17 protein-coding genes are annotated in these 17447 nt (G+C 73.0%); 7 read left to right on the forward strand and 10 right to left on the reverse strand.

The annotated features are described in order from the left end of the window. Positions 1 to 18 precede the first annotated feature (18 nt). Positions 19 to 600, forward strand: coding sequence for a TetR/AcrR family transcriptional regulator (locus C2865_RS08735; RefSeq protein ID WP_106397851.1), 582 nt, complete (start codon positions 19 to 21; stop codon positions 598 to 600). A gap of 102 nt (positions 601 to 702) precedes the next feature. Here the strand turns inward: C2865_RS08735 and C2865_RS08740 are convergent, their stop codons facing one another. The 3 genes from C2865_RS08740 to C2865_RS08750 all read right to left on the reverse strand — a co-directional run bounded on the left by C2865_RS08740 (position 703) and on the right by C2865_RS08750 (position 4137). After that, positions 703 to 1884 carry a trans-sulfuration enzyme family protein gene (locus tag C2865_RS08740; protein ID WP_106397852.1) on the reverse strand — a complete coding sequence of 394 codons (1182 nt, stop codon included), beginning with the start codon at positions 1882 to 1884 and terminating at the stop codon, positions 703 to 705. A gap of 57 nt (positions 1885 to 1941) precedes the next feature. After that, complete coding sequence (locus C2865_RS08745; RefSeq protein WP_106397853.1) at positions 1942 to 2700, reverse strand: lysophospholipid acyltransferase family protein; 759 nt, start codon at positions 2698 to 2700, stop codon at positions 1942 to 1944. Between the two features lie 81 nt (positions 2701 to 2781). Then, the gene (locus C2865_RS08750) at positions 2782 to 4137 is read right to left on the reverse strand and encodes an NAD(P)/FAD-dependent oxidoreductase (protein WP_106397854.1); all 1356 of its coding nucleotides are present in this window, start codon (positions 4135 to 4137) and stop codon (positions 2782 to 2784) included. A gap of 218 nt (positions 4138 to 4355) precedes the next feature. Here C2865_RS08750 and C2865_RS08755 point away from each other — a divergent pair, with 218 nt between their 5' ends. Continuing rightward, positions 4356 to 5108: an iron-containing redox enzyme family protein gene (locus C2865_RS08755; protein WP_198653108.1), complete on the forward strand. Its 753-nt coding sequence runs from the start codon at positions 4356 to 4358 to the stop codon at positions 5106 to 5108. Positions 5109 to 5286: 178 nt separating this feature from the next. Beyond that, positions 5287 to 6777, forward strand: coding sequence for a WS/DGAT/MGAT family O-acyltransferase (locus C2865_RS08760; RefSeq protein ID WP_332873343.1), 1491 nt, complete (start codon positions 5287 to 5289; stop codon positions 6775 to 6777). Here the strand turns inward: C2865_RS08760 and C2865_RS08765 are convergent. From C2865_RS08765 to C2865_RS08795, 7 genes are all read right to left on the reverse strand, one after another. Next, entirely contained in the window at positions 6759 to 7454 is a 696-nt protein-coding gene (locus C2865_RS08765) for a class F sortase (RefSeq protein WP_106397856.1), read from the reverse strand. The genes C2865_RS08760 and C2865_RS08765 overlap by 19 nt on opposite strands. A gap of 2 nt (positions 7455 to 7456) precedes the next feature. Beyond that, positions 7457 to 8119: a hypothetical protein gene (locus C2865_RS39290; RefSeq protein WP_106397857.1), complete on the reverse strand. Its 663-nt coding sequence runs from the start codon at positions 8117 to 8119 to the stop codon at positions 7457 to 7459. Between the two features lie 96 nt (positions 8120 to 8215). After that, complete coding sequence (locus C2865_RS08775) at positions 8216 to 8887, reverse strand: response regulator transcription factor (protein WP_106397858.1); 672 nt, start codon at positions 8885 to 8887, stop codon at positions 8216 to 8218. Further along, entirely contained in the window at positions 8865 to 10253 is a 1389-nt protein-coding gene (locus C2865_RS08780) for a sensor histidine kinase (protein WP_106397859.1), read from the reverse strand. The genes C2865_RS08775 and C2865_RS08780 overlap by 23 nt, the downstream gene beginning before the upstream one ends. 9 nt (positions 10254 to 10262) lie before the next feature. Then, the gene (locus C2865_RS08785; RefSeq protein WP_106397860.1) at positions 10263 to 10553 is read right to left on the reverse strand and encodes a hypothetical protein; all 291 of its coding nucleotides are present in this window, start codon (positions 10551 to 10553) and stop codon (positions 10263 to 10265) included. An 80-nt stretch (positions 10554 to 10633) separates the two neighbouring features. Further along, positions 10634 to 11308: a uracil-DNA glycosylase gene (locus C2865_RS08790; protein ID WP_106397861.1), complete on the reverse strand. Its 675-nt coding sequence runs from the start codon at positions 11306 to 11308 to the stop codon at positions 10634 to 10636. A 46-nt stretch (positions 11309 to 11354) separates the two neighbouring features. Beyond that, positions 11355 to 12893: an N-acyl-D-amino-acid deacylase family protein gene (locus tag C2865_RS08795; RefSeq protein ID WP_106397862.1), complete on the reverse strand. Its 1539-nt coding sequence runs from the start codon at positions 12891 to 12893 to the stop codon at positions 11355 to 11357. A gap of 140 nt (positions 12894 to 13033) precedes the next feature. Here C2865_RS08795 and C2865_RS08800 point away from each other — a divergent pair, with 140 nt between their 5' ends. The 4 genes from C2865_RS08800 to menC all read left to right on the forward strand — a co-directional run bounded on the left by C2865_RS08800 (position 13034) and on the right by menC (position 17420). Next, positions 13034 to 14359 (forward strand): serine hydrolase domain-containing protein, encoded by a 1326-nt coding sequence (locus C2865_RS08800; RefSeq protein WP_106397863.1) that lies wholly within the window; start codon positions 13034 to 13036, stop codon positions 14357 to 14359. Further along, positions 14349 to 15440 (forward strand): M20 family metallopeptidase, encoded by a 1092-nt coding sequence (locus C2865_RS08805; protein ID WP_232835466.1) that lies wholly within the window; start codon positions 14349 to 14351, stop codon positions 15438 to 15440. The genes C2865_RS08800 and C2865_RS08805 overlap by 11 nt, the downstream gene beginning before the upstream one ends. A gap of 91 nt (positions 15441 to 15531) precedes the next feature. Further along, the gene (locus tag C2865_RS08810) at positions 15532 to 16320 is read left to right on the forward strand and encodes a GNAT family N-acetyltransferase (protein WP_198653112.1); all 789 of its coding nucleotides are present in this window, start codon (positions 15532 to 15534) and stop codon (positions 16318 to 16320) included. Continuing rightward, a complete protein-coding gene (menC, locus tag C2865_RS08815) occupies positions 16317 to 17420 on the forward strand; it encodes an o-succinylbenzoate synthase (RefSeq protein ID WP_106397865.1) in 1104 nt (367 codons plus the stop codon). The genes C2865_RS08810 and menC overlap by 4 nt, the downstream gene beginning before the upstream one ends. Positions 17421 to 17447 lie beyond the last annotated feature (27 nt).

Consider the following 17447-nt stretch of genomic DNA (forward strand, 5'->3'; position numbering starts at 1 on the left):
ATCCATTAAGATGGGGCCATGCGGACCAGGCACGAGATCGGCACCAGGGAACGGATCGTCCGTGCGACCTCCCGCCTCATGCAACGGCAGGGGTACGAGGCGACCGGACTCAAGCAGATCTCACAGGAGGCCCAGGCCACCCTCGGCTCGGTCTACCACTTCTTCCCGGGGGGCAAGACGGAGCTGGCGGTCGCGGCCGTCCGCCACGGGGACGAGGAGTTCGCCGATCTCCTGCGCGCCGTGCTGGGGCGGGTGGAGGACCCGGCGGAGGCGATCATCGCGTGCGCCGACGAGCTGGCGGAGGGCCTGCGCGACTCCGGATGGCGGGACGGCTGCCCCATCATCACCACCGCGCTGGAGAGCGCCGGGCGCGTGCCGGACATCCAGCACGCCGCCGAGCAGGCCTTCGCGCACTGGCGCGGCCTGGTCGAGGACAAGCTCCGCCGTTCCGGTCTGGCCGAGGACGTCGCCCGCGATCTCGCGCACACGGTGGTCAACACCCTGGAAGGCGCGGAGATGTCCGCCCAGGTGTCCCGGAGTGAGAGCCCGCTGCGCCTGGCGGGCAGGCATCTGGCCCGGCTCGTCGACTCCTACCGCTGACCGCCCGCCGGGTTCCGCGGCCCGCGGACGGTACGGCGGGGAGCCCGGCGCGACCGCGGTCGGTCACGGCCCGTCCGGTAGTCGGGCCGTGACCGGATGAGGTCAGATTCGGTCAAGGGCCTGGGCGATGTCCTGCCAGAGGTCGTCGGGGTGCTCGATGCCGACGGCGAGGCGGACGGTGCCCTCGGTGAAGCCCGCGGCCTCCAGCGCCTGTGCGGAGTACATGCGGTGGGAGGTGCTGGCGGGGTGGATGACCAGGGTCTTGGCCTCGCCCAGCGACGCCGTCAGGGCGATGAGCTCGGTGGACTCGATGAAGCGGCGGCCCGCGTCGCGGCCGCCGCGCAGGTCGAAGGCCAGGACGCCGCCGCCCTGGCCGCCGTCCAGCAGGCGCTGCGCGACCTCGTGGTCGGGGTGGTCGGGCAGGGACGGGTAGGAGACGCGCTCGACCTTCGGGTGGGCGGCGAGCTCCTTGGCCAGGTGGAGGGCGTTGGCGCAGTGGCGGGGCACGCGCAGGCCCAGCGTGGCCAGGCCGCGCAGCAGGAGGAAGGCGGCGAACGGGTCGAGGGTCATGCCGAGTTCGATCGCCTCCTTCCAGACCGCGCGGTGGTCGTCCTCGGAGGCGAAGACCGCGACGCCCGCCACCACGTCGCCGTGGCCGCAGATGTACTTGGTGGCGGAGTGGACGACGACGTCCGCGCCGTGCTCCAGCGGGCGGCACAGCAGCGGGGTGGCGAAGGTGTTGTCGACGACCTTCTTGACGCCGGGCCCCGCCGCGGCGAGCAGGGCGGGCAGGTCGGCGACCCGGGTCGTGGGGTTGGCGATGGTCTCCAGGTAGAGCAGCCGGGTGCCGGGGCGGAGCGCCGCGGTGATCTCGGCGGGGTCCTCACCCGAGACGTAGGTGACCTCGACGCCCCACTTGGCCGCCAGCGTCTGGAAGGAGCCGTAGGTGCCGCCGTAGAGGCAGCTCTGGGCGATGACGTGGTCGCCGGCCTTCAGGAGGCCGTGCAGGACCGCGTTGATCGCGCCCATGCCGGAGGCGGTGGCCAGGGCCCCGGCGCCGCCCTCCAGATCGGCGACGGCGGTCTCGAACGACTTCACCGTGGGGTTGCCGAGCCGGCTGTAGAACGGCGGCCGGTCCGGGCCGTCGAACGCCTCGGCCATGCCCTGGGCGCTGTCGAAGGCGAACAGGTGCCCCTGGTAGATCGGCATGCCCAGGGGGCGGCTGCCTTCGGGCTCGATGATGGGGATGTGGACGGCGCGGGTCTCCGGGCGCAGGTCGGTCATGTCCTCAGTCTGCGGCCTGCTGACCTGGGCATACAGAGCCAATTGCTATGAAATGGCCTACTCTTCCCGCGCCTTGCGGGCGGCGCGCTCGGCGCGCTCGGCCTCGTCCAGGGCCTCGGCCTGCTCCGGGGTGGGCGCGGTGCCGCCGAGGTGGGCGGGCTGCCACCACTGGCCGGTGCCGTCCACGGGGTACTCGCGCTGGGCGCGGTCGACGAGCGCCTGCATGCGCTCGTGCAGCTCCTTGGCGACCTGCTCGTAGTCGTCGCCGCGCTTGGGGTGCATCGGCTCGCCGACCAGGATCACGACCGGGGTGCCGCGCTGCCACAGCTTGCGCTTGCGGCCCTTGGTCCACAACCGCTGGGTGCCCCAGACGGCCATCGGGATGAGCGGGACCTTGGCGGCGACGGCCATGCGCACGGCGCCGCTCTTGATCTCCTTGACGGTGAAGGACCGGCTGATGGTGGCCTCGGCGAACACGCCGACGACCTCGCCGCCCTTCAGCGCCTTCAGCGCCGCGATGTAGGAGGACGCGCCGTTCTCCCGGTCGACGGGGATGTGGTGCATGCCGCGCATGAGGGGGCCGGAGACCTTGTGGTCGAAGACCTCCTTCTTGGCCATGAAGCGCACCAGCCGCCCGGCCGGGTGGGCGCCCAGGCCGGTGAAGATGAAGTCCAGATAGGAGATGTGGTTGCAGGAGATCACCGCTCCGCCGGTGGCGGGAATGTGCTCGTGACCCTCGACCTTGATCTTCAGCCCGAGCACCCGGAACATGGCCTTGGCAGCGGTGATCACCGGGGGATACACGATCTCACTCATGCCTGAGAACCTAACCTACGAACCCGTAGCCGTTGAAATGCCGTCCTGGTACAAGCGAGTCGTCCCCATTTTTGGGGGGTTTCACCTTGCCGCGGGCTCAGGCCGCAGGGGCGCGGACGCCACAGGTCTGTTCCGGTTCGCCACGATCCGCGCCAGCGAGGCGGGGCGGAACAGGGAGGTCGGCGGTTTGGCCAGCCCCAGCACGTCCAGCATGTCGGCGCAGCTGTCGGGGTCGGTGTTGGCGGCCCGCACGGCGAGGTCGACGTAGGCGTTGATGAGGCGCGTGTGGGGCAGGACGCGCGGACCCTGCGTCTCGGCGTAGCGGCGGTCCTCCCCGGTGGAGATCAGCCAGGCGCCCGCGCCCGCCCGCTTGGCCCGCTTCTGGAACCAGCGGGTGCTCCGGCCCTCCCGCAGCATGCGGTCGAGTTCCAGCGCGCTGATGGCGGCGACGGTGATGCCCTGCCCGTAGATGGGGTTGAAGGCGCAGACGGAGTCGCCGATCGCGGTGAAGCCCGCGGGCCAGGAGCGCATCCGGTCGTAGTGGCGGCGGTGGCCCGCGGTGCGGCGGAAGGACACCACGGGCGTGAGCGGCTCGGCTTCCCTGATGGCCTCGTACAGGACGGGGTCGCGCAGCCCCCGCGCGTACTCCAGGTAGCCCTCGTCGTCGGTGGGCGGGTAGTCGCCGCCCGCGCCGCTCAGGCTGCAGATCCACCGGCCGCCCTCCTGCGGGAACAGCCCGCCGGTGCGCTTGGCCTCCGGCGGGCCCGCCTGGAGGTACAGCGCCTTCCATCCGGGGTCGAAGCCGTCCGGGACGGCGTAGTAGCGGCTCGCGTACCCCAGCAGCGGGTCGATCTTCGTCTCGCGGGGGAGGGGGCGGCCGAGCTCCGCCAGCCACTCCGGCGCGTGGGAGCCGCGGCCTGTCGCGTCGACGACCAGGTCGGCCGCCATGCGCTCCTCGGCCCGCCCGGCGTCGCCGCGCTCGGTGTAGCGCACCCCGGTGACGGACTCGTCCCCGGTGAGCCCGGTGACCTCGATCCCGGTGCGGACGGCGAGCCTGGGGTCGCCGAACAGCCTGCCGCGGACCGCGTGGTCGAGCAGGCCGCGGCTGAAGGTGAGCATCCGGGTGGTCTCGAAGCGCCGCCGCCATCCGCCGGAGGTCAGCCACAGGAAGTCCGCGGGCAGCCGCAGGTCGGGCGCGCCTCCGGCGAGCAGGTCGGCCTCCAGGCCGGGGAGGAGCCCGTCGAGCAGGCCGCGCCCGTGCTCCCACAGCACGTGCAGGTGCCTGCCCTGCGGGACGCCGGCCCGCGACACCGGCTCGTCGGGGAACCCGTCGCGTTCCAGCAGGGTGACCTGTTCGAAGTGGTCGAGGAGCACCCGCGCGGAGAGCAGTCCCGCAAGGCTCCCTCCGACGACCACCGCGTGCTTGCGCCGGGACAAGGTCGTTCCTCCAGTTGTTCGTCGTTCCGCGGGGCCGGAAACTCCGGGAAATCGATTGTGCGAGCCGGACGGATGTACGGCTAGAGGGTTAGATGTCCTATTTGCCCATTACGGCTGATCCGCAAGGCGGGTAAGGGGAGCGGGGCATTTACATAAATAGTGGCAAACTTGATAGTTGTCACCACTTCCTGTAGTCCCACGGAGGGAGATTCCGCGAAGTGACCACCACGACGGAACGTTCCAGGCCGCCGTCCCGGACCCAGCACCACCGCACCGTCAAGCGCGAGCTGTCGGAGACCCCGCACCCCCCGTGGGTGGAGGACATGCTCGGCGAACTGCAGCCCCACTGGGACGCGGTCACCCGCAGCCCCGTCTTCACCGGGACCGTCGACGGCGGCGTCGACGACGAGGTCTGGCGGCGGGTCATCCTCGAGTTCTTCTGCGTCGTCGAGTCGTTCCCCAAGTACATGGGCGTCTACCTCGGCCGCACCACCTACGGCAAGACGCCGGGCGACCTGCTGGCCCGCGACTGGCTCATCGGCAACATCCGCACCGAGGCGCTGCACGCCCAGTGGTACATCGACTGGGGCGCGGGGCTCGGCCTCACCGAGGAGGAGATCGTCGGGCACCGCCCGTGCCCCGAGGTCGCCTCCCTGTACGAGTTCCTGTGGTCGGTCTCCTACCGGGGCTCGGTGGCCGAGGCGTTCGGCGCCGTCAACTACGCCATCGAGGGCACGACCGGGGACTGGACGCGCCTGGTCATGCCGGCCTTCAAGGAGCGGCTCGCCGGCCGGGAGTACGCCACGACGTGGCTCGCCGAGCACGTCGAGTACGACGACGCGCACCCCCGCGAGGCGCTCGAGCTCATCAAGCTCACCGTCCGCGACGCCGACGACAGGGCCGCCGTCAAGGAGGCCACCAGGCGTTCGCTGGAACTGTTCCGGCGCGGGTTCGACGCCTGCGCCGGCTGAGCCCGCCGCGGCCGCGTCCCCTTCCGGACAGGAAGAGGACGCGGCCCGTTTGCGTAACTCACCCGGTCGAGGAAACCTGGGTTAAGTCATTGTTATTAATCCTTGACCTCTGTTGACGGCCGCGCTTTCACGGCATAGCTCTAGGGGTGGGACGCAGGGGCCGGCGAGCAGACGGGGCATGAAACTGATGGGCCAACTCACCGCGGTGGACACGAACTTCCTCGACATCGAGTCGCGCAGGACGCTCTCGCACATCGGGGGGCTCGCCATCCTCGACACCACGCTGTGCGCCGACGGCAGGCTCACCAGGGGCGACATGGTCGACCTCATCAGGGAGCGCGCCCACCTCGCCAAGCCGCTGCGGCGCAGGCTCGCCTCCGTGCCGTTCCGGCTCGACCGGCCCTACTGGGAGGACGACCCGAACTTCGACCCCGGCCGGCACGTGCACGAGGTGGCGCTGCCGGCACCGGGCGACGACCTGCAGCTCGGCGCCGAGGTCGCGCGCATCCACGAGCGCCCGCTGGACCGGCGCCGCCCGCTGTGGGAGCTGTTCCTCATCCAGGGCCTGGCCGGGGGCCGCGCCGCCATCTACGCCAAGGTGCACCACGCGTGCGTCGACGGGGTGCTCGCCGCCGAGCTGCTCGCCGCGCTGCTCGACCTGCAGCCGGAGGCCGCCACGCCGCCCGCGCCGCCGCAGGAGAAGGAGCTGCGCCCCGAACTGCTGCCGATGCTCACCCGCGGCGTCACCCGCTTCGCCCTGCACCCCGTCCGCTCCACCGAGGCGCTCGTGCGCACCGCCGGCCACCTCGACCAGCTGCCCGTCATCGGCGGGCTGCCGGGCGTGCGGGAGATGTCGCGCGCGGTGCGCTCGGTGCTGGGCCAGCGGCAGCCCGCCCCCACCGAGGCGCAGAGCCCGCCGCCGCGCACCCCGTTCAACGCGCCCATCTCCCAGCACCGCGCCTTCGCGTTCGGCTCGCTGCCGCTGGAGGACGTGAAGAAGGTGCGCCGCGCCCTGGGCGTCAGCGTCAACGACGTGGTGATGGCGATGTGCACCGGCGCGCTGCGCCAGTGGCTGCTCGACCACGACGCGCTGCCCGACCGGCCGCTGGTGGCCTGCGTCCCGGTCTCGATGCGGCGCCGCGCCGAGTGCGGCGACGGCAACGCGCTGTCGGCGATGTTCGCGCCGCTGCCCGTCCAGATCGCCGACCCCACCGAGCGGTTCCTGGCGGTGCGGGCCGCGATGGTGAACGTCAAGCGCCGGTTCGCGGTCTCGCGCGGCAGCTGGTTCGAGGAGGTCAGCGCGCTGATGCCGGCCGCCCTGTCGGGGCTGGCCACCCGGCTGGCCATGCAGGTCGCGCCCGCCATCAACCCGGTGAACCTGCTGGTCTCCAACGTGCCGGGACCGCAGCAGCCGCTGTACGCGCGGGGCGCGCGCGTGCTGGCCTACTACCCGGCCTCGGTGATCAGCGACGTCACCGGCGGGGTGAACATCACCGTCTTCTCCTACGACGGCAACCTCGACGTCGGCGTCATCGCCTGCCCCGACCTGGTGCCCGACACCTGGAACCTCGTGGACTACCTGCGCGAGTCCCTGAACGAGCTCCTGAAGATCGTCGAGGCCGAGGAGGCCCCGGCCCTGCTCCAGGACCGTCACGCCGGCCCGGCGTAGACGACGACGTTGTCGCGGTAGGAGCCCCTGCCGTCGTCGAACTCGCCGCCGCAGGTGATCAGGCGCAGCTCGGGCCGCCCGGCCGGGGCGTAGACCTCGTCGGGCACCTCGTCCTTGGGGTAGCGGGCCAGCCGGCGCACCGCGAACGTGAAGTCGCGGCCCCGCTCGTCCCGGACGTGGACGAGGTCGCCCGGCCGCAGCGACCTCAGCCGGTAGAAGACCGCCGGGCCCGACCGGGAGTCGACGTGGCCGGCGATGACCGCCGTGCCCCGCTCGCCGGGCTCGGGTCCCGCCCGGTTCCAGCCGACCAGGTCGAACCGCTCCGGCGCGATCAGCCTGTCCGCCGCGTCCAGGCCGAGGGGGACCACCGGTGCGGACAGGCCGATCGCCGGGATGCGCAGCCGCACCGGATCGCCCACCCGGGCCGCGGGCCGCTCAGGCCGATCGGGCCGCTCGGGCTGTTCGGGCCGACCGGTCCGTTCGGGCTGTTCGTCCCGCTTGTCCCGCTCGTTCCGCTCCGGGTCCGCCGCGGAGCGCGCGGGCCCGGCGGTCTTCACGACCGCGGCGGACTGGGGTGCTCCCGCGGGCGCGGCCGCGCACGAGACGAGGGCGGGAAGCGCGCAGAGAGCGGCCGCGAGGAAGGCGCGGCCGCTCCGTCCCTGACGGGATCTCCGCATGATCAGTCGTTCTGGGGGCGGCGGCGGAGGGCGAAGACGCCCGCGGCGGTGGCCAGGGTCAGCCCCGCGCCCAGCGGGATCAGCACGCCGGGTCCGGGAAGACCGCCCTCGGAGGTGCCGCCCGCCCCGGTGTCCACACCGCCCCGCGGGACGGCGCCGTCATCCTCGCGGTCGTCACCGTGGTCGTCGTCATCGTCATCGTCGTCGAGCACGGCCGGCGCGACGGCGGGGGCGTCCTCGCCGCGGTCGTCGTCGTCCCGGCCGTCGTTCCGGGACTGCTGCGGGGTGCCCTGCGACCGGGTCCCGCCTTCACCGCGGTCACCGCCCCGGTCGTCGCGGTCGTCCTTGTCGTCTTCGTCGTCCTTGTTGCTCTTGTCGTCGCGGTCGTTCTGATCGTCGCGATCGTTCTGGTCGTCCCGGTCGTCGTCGCGGTCACCCTTGTCGTCGTCCCGGTCGTTCTCGTCGTCGCGGTCGTCGCGGTCGTCGCGGTCGTCGCGGTCGTCGCGGTCGTCCTCGTCATCCGCGTCGTCATCGTCGTCCGCGTGGGCGGCGCCGGTGAGGAGGGGGGTGCCGGAGGGGGTCTCGAGGGGCAGGAGGGCGGCGGTGGCGGTGAGGCCGAAGGCCAGGGCCAGGGCCAGGCAGAACCGTTGGAGCAGCAGGATCACGGTGACCTCCAGGACGTCCCCCGGCCTGTCCGGGGGCGCTGGTCCCAGGCTGCGGTCCGGCGATGGAGCCACGGTGAGAGGCCGATGAGAGGGCTCTCATCGGCCGTCGAGGGGGCGCAGCCGGTAGCCGGTGCCGCGGATCGTCTCGATGCGGGAGGCGCCGAGCTTGCGGCGGAGGTAGCGGATGTAGACGTCGACGACGTTGGAGCCGGGGTCGAAGTCGAAGCCCCACACGTGGCTGAGGATCTGCTCGCGGGTGAGGACCTGGTCGGGGTTGCGGCACAGGAACTCGGCGAGGGCGAACTCGCGGCTGGACAGCTCGACGGCGCGGCCGCCGACGTGGGCGCGGCGGGTCCGCAGGTCCAGGGTGAGGTCACCGGCCTTCAGCGCGGTGGTCTCGGGCGCGCGTTCGGGCCGCAGGCGCAGCCGGATGCGGGCCAGCAGCTCCTCGAAGGCGAACGGTTTGGCCAGGTAGTCGTCGGCGCCGCTCTCCAGGCCCGCCACGGTGTCGGCGACGCTGCCGCGGGCGGTCAGGATGACCACGGGGATGGTCACCCTCGCCTCGCGCAGCATCCGCAGCACGGTGAACCCGTCGCGGCCCGGCAGCCCGATGTCCAGGACGAGCAGGTCGAACTGGCCGCTGAGGGCGAACTCGTAGGCGCTCACCCCGTCGGGGACGATCGTGGTGACGAAGCCCTGCTTGCGCAGGCCCTTGTCCACGAAGGACGCGATGCGGTCCTCGTCCTCAGCGATGAGTATCCGGTTCACCGTCTGCCTCCTCCTCCTGGACGGCCGGGATGGTGATGGTGAAGAGGGCGCCGCCGCCCGGGGCGTCCCCGACCGTGACGCGGCCGCCGTGCGCGTGGGCGATGGAGCTGACGATGGCCAGGCCCAGGCCGGTGCCGTTGCGCTCGCCGTGCACGAACCGCTCGAAGATCCGCTCGCGCAGCTCCGGCGGCACGCCGGGCCCGTCGTCGCGCACCCACAGCGCCAGCCCGCCGTCCCGGAGGGCGGTGCCGATGCCGACCCGGCCGCCGTCGGCGGTGTGCCGGACGGCGTTGGCGACGAGCTGCAGGAGCGCCTGGGTGAGGCGCTGCCCGTCGGCGGTGACGTGGGCGTCGGCGACCTCGTCCAGCCGCCACTCGCGTGCGCCCAGGGTCCGCACCTTGGCCAGGACGTCCACGGTCAGTTCGGCGACGGGCACCGTTCCGGGCTTGAGGAAGCCCGGCTGCTCCGAGCGGGCCAGCAGCAGGAGGTCCTCGACGATGCGGTTCATCCGGCCGAGCTCGTCCATCACCAGGTCGAGGGTCTCCTCGCGGTCGTCGTCGCCCATCAGCTCCAGGTGCCCGCGCACCACGGTGAGCGGGGTGCGCAGTTCGTGCCCGGCGTCGTCGAGGAACTCCCGCTGGACGGCGAAGGCGCGTTCCAGCCGGTCCAGCATGCGGTTGAACGTCCCGGCCAGCGCGGAGACGTCGTCGTGGCCGGGCACGGTGAGGCGGCGGCTGAGGTCGGACGAGCCGCTGATCTGCTCGGCGGTGGTGCGCACCAGCCGCACCGGGGCGAGGACCCGGCCGGAGACCAGCCAGGCGACGATCCCGGCGACGCCCACGGCGGCCAGGGACGTCCCGCCGAGCACCCGCATCACGTCGGCGACCTCGCGGCGCTCCCGGTCGTAGAAGAGGCCGACGACGAGCGCGCCGCGCCTGGGGTCGCCGGTGACCCGGACGGGCACCGCCAGGTAGCGCACTTTTCCGGCCGTGCTGGAGGCCCAGCCCATCCGGGAGGCGTGCGCCTCGGCGGCCTGGGCGACCAGGCCGCGGTCGGTGTGCAGTTCCGCGGGGGCGGGCACCGAGCTGTACCGGTCGGCCTTGCCGCCGACCACGGAGAAGTAGGTCTCGTTCCGGTCGGGGGAGGTGACGGCGAGGTAGTCCGTCAGCAGCTGCCGGACGTCCCTCGCCACGGTGTCCTGCGACTCCGCGAAGGCGCGGAACTTCTCGGCCTCGTTCTCCAGTTCGCCGGTGACCCTGTCGTTGAGCCGGGTGACCAGCAGCGACCAGGTGGCCGAGGAGGCCACGCCCAGCGCGAGCGCGACCACCAGGAGCACCCATCCGACGATGCGGGTCCGCGCGCTCACGCGCCGCGCTCAGTCGTCATCGTCGTCCCCGTCATCGTCGTCGTTCTCTCCGCCCTGGGCGGGAGGCGGCGGCTGGACAGGCGAAACGGTATCAGTGTCCTGTTTTGTGGTCTTTTGGGGCTTAGGGGTTGGTCCGGGAGTGGCGGTGCCGGTCGCCGGCGGGGTGCCCCCGGTGACCACGACCTCGGGCCCCAGGGCGGGGTCGTCCGCCCGGGCGGCCAGGAGGAGCGTGAGGGCCAGCCCGAGCACGAGGGCCAGCACCCCCGCGGCCGCCGCAGCCAGGGAACCGCGCGATGCCATGCCCCCACGGTAGGGACCGGCTGCGGAAGGGAGAACGAAATCCGGATGAGAAACCTCTCATCCGGCCGGATCCGTTGCGATCAGGGCAGCTTCCAGTCCACGGGGGAGGCGCCCTGCTGCTCCAGGTGGGCGTTGGCCCTGCTGAACGGCCGGGAGCCGAAGAAGCCGCGGTCGGCGGACATCGGGCTGGGGTGGGCGGAGGTGATGCAGGGGTAGTCGCCGAGCATCGGCCGCAGCGTCTGGGCGTCGCGGCCCCACAGGATCGCCACCAGCGGCGTGCCCCGCGCGGCCAGCGCCCGGATCGCCTGCTCGGTGACCTTCTCCCAGCCCTTGCCGCGGTGCGAGGCGGGCTTGCGCGGCGCGACGGTCAGCGACCTGTTGAGCAGCAGCACGCCGTTCCGGGTCCAGGGGGTCAGGTCGCCGTTGGCGGGACCGGGCAGCCCCAGGTCCTGCATGTACTCGGTGTAGATGTTGACCAGGCTGGGCGGCAGCGGCCACACGTCCGGCGCCACCGAGAAGCTCAGCCCCACCGCGTGCCCCGGCGTCGGGTACGGGTCCTGGCCCACGATGAGCACCCGCACCTGGTCGAACGGCTGCTGGAAGGCGCGCAGGACGTTCTTCCCGGCGGGGAGGTAGGTGCGCCCGGCCGCGAGTTCGCCGCGCAGGAAGTCACCCATGGCGGCTATGTCGTTCGCGACGGGCTCCAGCGCCCGCGCCCAGCCCGCCTCGACGATCTCGTTCAATGGTCGTGCCATGGTCGTGAAGATTAGCGCCGCAGACCGACAGAAAAGATCCAAACGTTCAGGACCTGAGGATCCTGCCGCGGCGTTCGCCGGTGAACTCGCCGCCGTCGACGACCACATGGCCCTCCAGCAGGACGTAGGGGATGCCGGTGGGCCGGCGGTCGGGCTCGGCGTAGGTGCCCGGGTGGCCGACGGTGGCGGGGTCGAAGCAGGTGATGTCGGCGTACGCGCCGACGGTGAGGACGCCCCTGCCGTGGAGGGAGAAAGGTGTGGCGTTGGCGGAGGTCGTCTTGCGGACGGCCTCGGGGAGGTCGACGACGCCGGCCTCCCGGACGTAGGCGCCGAGGAACCGGGGGAAGCAGCCCCAGGTGCGGGGGTGCTCCAATCCCACGGGCATGCCGTTGTCGGAGCCGACGCCGATCAACGGGTCGGCCATGATGGCGCGCACGTCGGGCTCGGCCATCATCGTGATCACCATGTAGGCGGCGGGGTCGGCGGCGATCAGCGCGCAGGCCGTCTCGAACGCCTCACCCGGCAGTTCGCAGAGCCGGCGGCCGACGGCGGACGGGTCGGTGTGGGTGACCACGAGCACGCCCTCGGGTGTGGTGTCGCGCCACATGCCGGTGCCGGTGAGGGGCTCGGGGTCCTCGGCGGCGGCGCGCAGCGCGGCGACCTGCGCCGGGTCGGACAGCCGGGCGCGCAGCGCCTCGGGGCCGCCCTCCAGCGCCGCCGGGGGCAGCAGGGCCGACAGGGTGGTGGCGCCCGCCAGGTAGGGGTACTGGTCGCCGCGCACGTCGACGCCCTCGCGGCGGGCGTCGTGGAGTCTGCCGAGCAGCATGGAGGCGCGGCCGTGGTTGCGCGGCCCCGCGGTCTTGCAGTGCGAGACCTGCAGCCGGACCCGGGCGCGCCGGGCGATCTCGATCGCCTCGTCCAGGGCCTGGGCCAGCCCGGCGCCCTCGTCGCGCAGGTGCGTGGTGTACGGGCGCCCGTACCGGTGGGCGACCTTCGCCAGCGCGACGAGCTCCTCGGTGCCGCCGAAGGAACCCGGAGGGTAGACCAGCCCGCTGGACAGCCCGCAGGCGCCGGCCTCGAACGACTCCGCGGCCAGCCGGCACATCTCGTCCAGGCCGCCGGGCGGCAGTTCGGCCTCCCAGCCCGCCGCGGCCAGGCGGAGGGTGGAGTGCCCGACGAGGGTGGCCATGTGGTTGGTGGGCCCTGCCTTCTCCATCTCGGCCAGGTGGTCGGCGAAGGAGCCGGCGGCGACGGGCGCCCCCGCGTACGCCGACATGATCTCGACGTGTTCGGCGGTGACCGGCCCGAAGGAGAAGCCGCAGTTGCCGTTGACCTCGGTCGTGACCCCCTGGAGCAGCTTGAACGGCTGCGCCTCGGGCAGCGCCGGCACCAGGTCGGAGTGGCAGTGCGGGTCGACGAACCCCGGGGCGACCGCCAGCCCGCCCACGTCGACGACGCGCCGCGCCGCGCCCAGACCGCGCCCGACGGCGGTGACCCTGCCCCTGTTCACGGCCACGTCGGCGCGGACCGCGGGGGATCCCAGACCGTCGTGGACCTCGCCGCCGCGCAGCACCAGCTCATGCATGGACGATCACCATAAGTGAGGCCGCGCTGATCAGCCAGCGAGAAAACCTGACAAATCAGTAAGTGAGGATTGTCGGTTTTCCTGATGGGCGAGCCCCGCACTTCCGGCTAAAGTGCCTAAGCCCTGTGAGAGGAGTTCCTTTGAACTGGGGTGTAAGGCTCGGTGAACTGGCCGCGGCGCACGGCGTCCCGGGCGCGTCGCTGGCGGTGTGGGACGGCGCGGAGCTCACCGAGCACGCCGCGGGCGTGCTGAACCTGGCGACGGGGGTCGAGGCCACCCCGGACTCGCTGTTCCAGATCGGCTCGGTCACCAAGGTGTGGACGGCCACCCAGGTCATGCTGCTCGCCGAGCGGGGCGCGCTGACCCTGGACACCCCGGTGCGCGAGCTGCTGCCGGAGTTCGCGGTGGCCGACCCGGACGCGACCCGCGAGGTGACGGTGCGCCACCTGCTCACCCACACCTCGGGCATCGACGGCGACCTCTTCCTGGACACCGGGCGCGGCGACGACTGCCTGGAGCGGTACGTCGCGGCCTGCGCCGACCTCGTCCAGCTCCACCCGCCCGGCGCGACCCAGTCGTACGTCAACGCCGGCTACTCGGTGCTCGGCCGGATCATCGAACGCCTCACCGGCGGGGTCTGGGACGCCGCCCTGCGCGAGATGGTCATCGAGCCGCTCGGCCTCGCGCACACCGTGACCCTGCCGGAGGAGGCGCTGCTGCACCGCGCGGCGGTGGGGCACCTGGGCTCCGGCGCGCGGATCAGGCCGACGCCCGTCTGGGGCCTGATGCGCCCCATCGGCCCCGCGGGCCTGATCTGCGCCTCCGCAGCGGACGTCGTGCGCTTCGGCAGGGCGCACCTGGACGCGTCCCTGCTGACGGAGGAGTCCCGCGAGGCGATGCGCGTCCCGCAGGTGGCCGTGCCCAACCCGCACGGCCTCGGCGAGGCGTGGGGCCTGGGCTGGATCCTCGACACCTGGGACGGCGTCCGCGTGCTGTGGCACTCGGGCAGCACCATCGGCCAGCAGGCCGCCCTGTGGGTGGTGCCCGAGCGCGGCATCGCGGCGGCGCTGCTGACCAACGGGGGCCACGACAGCGCCCTGCACCAGGACGTCGCCCGCGAGCTGTTCGCAGACCTGGCGGGCCTGGCCGTGCGCGCCCTCCCGGAGCCCCCGGCCGAGCCCGTGAAGATCGACCCGGCCCGGTACACCGGCCTCTACGAGCGCCGGCACGTGCGGACGGTCATCGGCGAGCGGGACGGCGGGCTGCACGCGCGCGTGGAGGTGACGACGCCCGGCCTGGTCGAGCTCGGCGAGCCGCTGGAGCTGGAGCTGACGGCGGTGGACGAGGCGACGTTCCTCGGCAGCGACGGCGACAACCCGGCACGGGTCCCGTTCGTGTTCTATGAGCTGCCGGACGGCACACCGTATGTCCACTTCAGTGCGAGGGCCAATCCGCGTGTCTCCTGACCGTTTCGACCGGGCGGCGATGACGGCCGACCTGGCGACCCTGGTGTCCGCCGAGTCCCCCAGCGGAGTGCCCGAGGCGCTGGCCCGCTGCCGGGCCGAGGTCGCCGCGCTGGGGGAGCGGCTGCTGGGCGCCGCGCCCGCCGAGCACGGCGAGCACCTGCTGTGGGGTCCGGAGCGCCCGAAGGTGTTGATACTGGGCCACTACGACACGGTCTGGCCGGTGGGGACGCTGGCCCTCAGGCCGTTCGCGGTGGACGGCCACCGGGCGACCGGGCCCGGCTGCTTCGACATGAAGGCCGGGCTGGTCCAGGCGTTCCACGCGCTGTCCCTGGTCGCGGAGAGCGGCGGCCTGGACGGCGTCGGGGTGCTGGTGACCTCCGACGAGGAGACGGGTTCGGCCACCTCCCGCGCGCTGATCGAGGAGACCGCGCGCAGCGCCACCGCGGTGCTGGTCGCCGAGCCCAGCGCGGGCGGCGCGCTCAAGACCTCCCGCAAGGGCCTGGCCCGCTACGAGCTGCGGATCACCGGCCGTGCCGCGCACACCGGCCTCGATCCGGAGAAGGGCGTCAACGCCTCCATCGAGCTGGCCCACCAGATCCTGGCGATCTCGGGGCTGGCCGCTCCGGAGCGCGGCACCACGGTGACCCCCTCGGTGGCGGCGGCGGGCACCACCGTCAACACCGTCCCGGACGCCGCCCGGCTCGAGGTGGACGTGCGGGCCTTCCGCCGCGCCGAGCTGGAGCGCGTCCGCCACTGGCTGCTGCACCGCCGCCCTGTCCTGCCGGGCGCGCGTCTGGAGGTGCACGAGGGGCCGCGGCGTGGACCGCTCCAGCGTTCGGCCTCGTTCGGCCTGTTCCAGCGGGCCGTCACCCTCGCGGTCGAACTGGGCCTGCCGCCGCTGCGGGAGGCCGCGGTGGGCGGGGGCTCGGACGGCAACCTCACCGCGGCCCTGGGCGTCCCCACCCTGGACGGGCTGGGCGCGGTCGGCGGCGGCGCGCACAGCGAGGACGAGTGGGTGGACCTGCGCGCCCTGGCGGAACGGGCGGCGCTGCTGGCGGCGCTGGTCGCCCGGCTGCGCTGAACCGCTCCATGGCCGATCGCACGAAAGCCGGGCGCCGGTTGGGGGAGTCCGACGATGAGTGCGGTGTCCCGGTTCGGGCAGGCTGATCCGTGTGAGCGAGAGCGGCGGCGACGGCCGGATCAAGATCATGGAACTGGACGGTTCGCCCGGGGCGGCCGCGCACCACCAGGCGTCCGCGCTGTTCGAGCGGATCTGGGGCGAGCCGCTGATGGAGGCGGGGCTGCTGCGGGCCCTGTCCCACGCGGGCAACTACGTGGCCGGGGCCTGGCGGGGCGAGCAGATGGTCGGCGCCGCCGTCGCCTTCTTCACCGCGCAGGGCGGCCTGCACTCCCACATCGCCGGGGTGGCGCCCGAGGCGCGCGGCGCCGGGGTGGGCCGGATGCTGAAGTCCCACCAGCGGTCCTGGGCGCTGGAGCGGGGCATCGGCACCATCGTGTGGACGTTCGACCCGCTCGTCCGCCGCAACGCGCACTTCAACATGCACGTGCTCGGCGCGATGCCCGCCGGCTACCTGCCCGACTTCTACGGGATGATGCAGGACGAGCTGAACGACGCCTCCCCGTCCGACCGGCTCTACACCGTCTGGGACCTGCACGCCCCCGTGCCGCCGGAGCCGGGGACGTCGGGCGAGCTGGTCGAGCGGGGCGCGGCCGTCCTGCTGGAGCCGGGCGGGGAGCATCCGGCCGCTCTCCCGCGCGAGGGGCGGCTGCTGGTGTCCGTCCCCGAGGACGTCGAAGCGCTCCGCGCCCGGCATCCCGAGGCGACCGCGCGGTTGCGCTTCGCCGTCAGGGAGGCGCTCATGTCCGCGATGGACGCGGGGATGCGCGTCACCGGCATCACCCGGGACGGCTACTACGTTCTCGAAGGAGGCGCTTCTTGAAGATCGAAGGCGTGGAGCTGCGGTGGGTGGGGCTGCCGCTGGTCTCCCCGTTCCGCACGTCCTTCGGGACGGAGACCGACCGGACGATCCTGCTCGTCCGGGTGGTCACCGACGAGGGCGAGGGCTGGGGCGAGTGCGTGGCGATGGCCGAGCCCGTCTACTCCTCGGAGTACGTCGACGGCGCGGCCCACGTGATCAGGGAGTTCCTGCTGCCGCTGGCACACCCCGACCCCTGGCGGGCCGAGCAGGCGTTCCGGCCGGTGCGCGGGCATCCGATGGCCAAGGCCGCGCTGGAGGCGGCGATCCTGGACGCGTGGCTGCGGGCCCGCGGCATGTCGTTCGGCCAGTTCCTGGGCGCGGTGCGCCCCGCCGTCCCCGCCGGGGTGTCGGTCGGCATCATGGACTCGGTGCCCGAGCTGCTGGAGGCGGTCGGGGGCTATCTCGCCGAGGGCTACCTGCGGATCAAGTTGAAGATCGAGCCCGGCTGGGACGAGGCGCCGGTGCGCGCCGTCCGCGAGCGCTTCCCCGACGTCCTGCTGCAGGCCGACGCCAACGCCGCCTACACGCTGCGGGACGCGCCGCGGCTGGCCCGGCTCGACCCGTTCGACCTGCTGCTGGTCGAGCAGCCGCTGCCCGAGGACGACATCGCCGGGCACGCCGAGCTGGCCCGCCGCCTGCGCACCCCGGTCTGCCTGGACGAGTCCATCACCTCCGCGCGGATCGCCGCCGACGCCATCGCCCGCGGCGCGACGTCCATCGTGAACGTCAAGCCGGGCCGGGTCGGCGGGTTCCTGGAGGCCCGCCGCGTGCACGACGTGTGCGCGGCGCACGGGGTGCCGGTGTGGTGCGGCGGCATGCTGGAGACGGGGGTCGGGCGTGCCGCGAACGTGGCGCTGGCGGCGCTGCCGAACTTCACGCTGCCCGGGGACACCTCGGCGTCGGCGCGCTACTACCGCGAGGACGTCACCGAGCCGTTCGTGCTGGAGGACGGGCATCTGCGGGTGCCGGAGGGGCCGGGCCTGGGCGTGGTGCCCGATGAGGAGCGGCTGGCGACCTTCACCTTGCGAAAGCAATACATACCCCTACATCTCGTGTCGTAGGAGAAAAACAACACAAAGCCGTACGGT

The sequence above is a fragment of the Actinocorallia populi genome, assembly GCF_002995495.1.
GTDB classification, from domain to species: Bacteria; Actinomycetota; Actinomycetes; order Streptosporangiales; family Streptosporangiaceae; genus Actinocorallia; species Actinocorallia populi.